Consider the following 3,031-nt stretch of genomic DNA (forward strand, 5'->3'; position numbering starts at 1 on the left):
CTGCGATCTTTTTGCTTCTGCCCCGAATTGACGATTTGTACATATAAGTCCAAGATGGATTTACAAGTACAAAATGCTTCAATCTTGCCGCTCGTAGCTCCCCGCTACCAGCTGCTCTTCTTCATCTTGCCAAACCAACAACAACCCGCGAGAGAACGAACATGAAGAAACTCCCCCTCATCACCGGTCTGGCCCTCAGCCTGTTGGCCTCAGCCAGCGTGTTCGCCGCTGAGCAAACCCTGCGCATCGGCATCGAAGCCGCTTATCCGCCGTTCGCCTCGAAAACCGACAAAGGTGAAATAGTCGGTTTCGACTACGACATCGGCAACGCTCTTTGCGCGCAGATGAAGGTCAAGTGCGTGTGGGTCGAAGGTGAGTTTGACGGCCTGATTCCTTCGCTGAAAGTGAAGAAAATCGACATGGCGCTGTCCTCGATGACCATCAACGAAGACCGCAAGAAGTCGGTGGATTTCACTCACAAGTATTACTTCACTTCGTCACGCCTCGTGATGAAGGAAGGCGCCACCGTCGACGATCAATACGCCAGCCTCAAGGGCAAGAATGTCGGCGTGCAGCGCGCGACCACCACTGATCGTTATGCCACCGAGGTGTTCGAGCCGAAGGGCATCAACGTCAAGCGCTACAGCAACAACGAAGAGATTTACATGGATCTGGCGGCGGGGCGGCTGGATGCGATTTTTGCTGACACCATTCCACTCAATGACTTCCTGTCGATGCCGCGTGGCAAGGGTTATGCGTTTGTCGGGCCTGAGTTGAAGGATCCGAAGTACGTGGGCGAGGGCGCGGGGATTGCGGTGCGCAAGGGCAATGCTGAACTGGTCAGCCAGTTGAATGGTGCGATTGATGGCATTCGTGCGAGTGGCGAGTACCAGAAAATTTCCGAGAAGTACTTCAAGTCCGACATCTACGGCGACTGATAGTCCGCTATCGCTGGCAAGCCAGCTCCCACAAGGATTTGCGGCGTACACAAAACCTGTGGGAGCTGGCTTGCCAGCGATGGCGTCAGAGAAATCACCGCAAATCTCTAGCCTTTCAATTCCTTCAAATGCTTGTACACCGTCGCCCGCCCCATGTTCAGCACATTGGCCACATAGTTCGAGGCACTCTTGCCCTTGAACGCTCCCTCGGCGTGTAGCGCCAGCACCAGTTCACGTTTGTGATCGCGAGTCAGCACATTCAGGCTCAGTTGCCGCTCGCGCAGCCAGGCGTGAAGGAAGGTGTTGATGCGTTCCTGCCAGTCATCGCGAAACAGTGAATCCGGTTGCGGGATCAGTTTGCTCGGTGAGAGGAACAGGTCCAGCGCTGCCTTGGCATTCTCGAACAGCGAAATATTCAGATTGATGCACAGCACCGCCAGCGGCAGGCCTTCGCTGTCGCGCAGGACGCTGCTCAGGCTACGGATCTTCTGACCATCCCAGTTAAGCTTTTCGTACGGGCCGATATTGCGGTCGCTGACATCCTCGCTGAGCATGTCTTCCAGTGACGAGTCGTCGCCGATCTCGCGTTTGGACAGGTTGTTGGCGATGTAGTCGACCTTCTGCGTGCGCAGGTCGTGCAGCACCACTTCGGCGTGCGGAAAGAACAGCGTGGCGATGGCATCGGCGATGGCGCGGAAGTTATCCAGCGCCGGGTCGAATTCAGGGGCGGTCATGACAGTGGAGCTCCAGGCAGCGTCAACGCCCCCGTGATCAGGAGGCGGTGCGAGTGTGCCGCAATCCGTTGGGCGCGTCATCCGGGTGGACGATCAGGCGAGGCGGGCAGGGGAGAGCATGGCGCTGCTCAGGCCGAACTGCAGCAAGTGCTCGGGCAGCGGCTGACCACGCACCAACGCCGCGCTGGCCTGGCCCATCGCCGGCGAAGTCTGGATGCCGTAGCCACCTTGCGCGGCGACCCAGAACAAACCTGGCATCTGCGGATCGAAACCGCTGAGCAGATCACCGTCGGCAACGAAACTGCGCAGCCCGGCCCAGGTGCGGGTCGGGCGGCGGATGGTCAGCGTCGTGGCTTCTTCGATCTGGTAGATGCCCATGGCGATGTCCAGTTCTTCCGGCTGCACATCGTGAGGTTCGACCGGGTCGGCGTTGGCCGGCGAGCCGAGGAACATGCCGGCGTCAGGCTTCATATAGAAGGATTCGTCGAGGCTGACCAGCATTGGCCAGTGATGAATGTCGACGCCTTCGGGGCCGGCGAAAATAAACGCGGCGCGGCGTTTCGGTTGCAGGCCCAGCGGCTTGGCACCGGCCAAAACGCCGATTTTGTCGGCCCAGGCGCCAGCGGCGTTGATGATCATCGGTGCGCTGAAAGTCTGGCCGTTGGTTTGCACGTGCCAGAGGCCGTCGGCGTCGCGGCTCAGGCCGAGTACTTCGCAATCGGTATGCACTTCACCGTTATTGCGACGGATGCCGCGCAGGTAACCCTGATGCAAGGCGTCGGTGTCGATGTCGCTGGCGCTCGGATCGTAGATCGCGCCGTGGACTTTTTCCCGACGCAGGATCGGTAGCCGCGCGCAGGCTTCGTCGGCGCTGAGCAGTTGCATCTCCGGCACCGTGGCTTTGGCGCTGAGGTATTGGTTATTGAGTTCGGCGGCGTCACCGCTGAAGTCGACGGTCATTTCGCCGCGCGGGGTCAGCAATGGGTGTTCGCAGAAACCGCTTGGCGGATTGTCGAAGAACGCCCGGCTGGCCTGCGTCAGTGCACGCACTTGCGGTGTGCCGTACGCGGCAGTGAACAGCGCGGCGGAGCGCCCGGTGGAGTGATAGGCCGGGTGGGATTCGCGTTCGAGCACGATCACTTTAGCGTGCGGCGACAGCCAGAAACCGGTGGAAGCGCCGGCAATCCCGCCGCCGATGATGATGAAATCTGCCTGGCTCATGAAAAACTCCAAAACTATCGGGGTTCTCTGGGGATCTGTCATTGGCAACTCCCCAATCGGAATGCGATCCCTGTAGGAGCTGCCGAAGGCTGCGATCTTTTGATCTGGTTTTTTAAGATCAAGATCAAAAGATCGCAG

Annotated in this window: 3 protein-coding genes; 1 reads left to right on the forward strand and 2 read right to left on the reverse strand. The window is 59.0% G+C overall.

Annotated elements, in window-relative coordinates; genetic code table 11:
• The first annotated feature begins 161 nt into the window (after positions 1–161).
• Entirely contained in the window at positions 162–938 is a 777-nt protein-coding gene (locus PMI23_RS27985) for an ABC transporter substrate-binding protein (protein WP_007914314.1), read from the forward strand.
• Positions 939–1,045: 107 nt separating this feature from the next.
• Here the strand turns inward: PMI23_RS27985 and PMI23_RS27990 are convergent, their stop codons facing one another.
• Both PMI23_RS27990 and PMI23_RS27995 read right to left on the reverse strand, forming a co-directional pair.
• Positions 1,046–1,672, reverse strand: a complete 627-nt coding sequence (locus PMI23_RS27990; RefSeq protein ID WP_007914317.1) for a helix-turn-helix transcriptional regulator — start codon at positions 1,670–1,672, stop codon at positions 1,046–1,048.
• 93 nt (positions 1,673–1,765) lie between these two features.
• Positions 1,766–2,893, reverse strand: a complete 1,128-nt coding sequence (locus PMI23_RS27995) for an NAD(P)/FAD-dependent oxidoreductase (protein WP_007914319.1) — start codon at positions 2,891–2,893, stop codon at positions 1,766–1,768.
• Between the last annotated feature and the right edge of the window lie 138 nt (positions 2,894–3,031).

This window comes from Pseudomonas sp. GM24 (assembly GCF_000282235.1).
GTDB lineage: Bacteria > Pseudomonadota > Gammaproteobacteria > Pseudomonadales > Pseudomonadaceae > Aquipseudomonas.

Excerpts from the sequence above, each read along its gene's own strand:
- PMI23_RS27985 (WP_007914314.1), top strand. The coding sequence starts at position 162 with ATGAAGAAACTCCCCCTCATCACCGGTCTGGCCCTCAGCCTGTTGGCC.
- PMI23_RS27995 (WP_007914319.1), bottom strand. The coding sequence starts at position 2,893 with ATGAGCCAGGCAGATTTCATCATCATCGGCGGCGGGATTGCCGGCGCT.
- PMI23_RS27990 (WP_007914317.1), bottom strand. The coding sequence starts at position 1,672 with ATGACCGCCCCTGAATTCGACCCGGCGCTGGATAACTTCCGCGCCATC.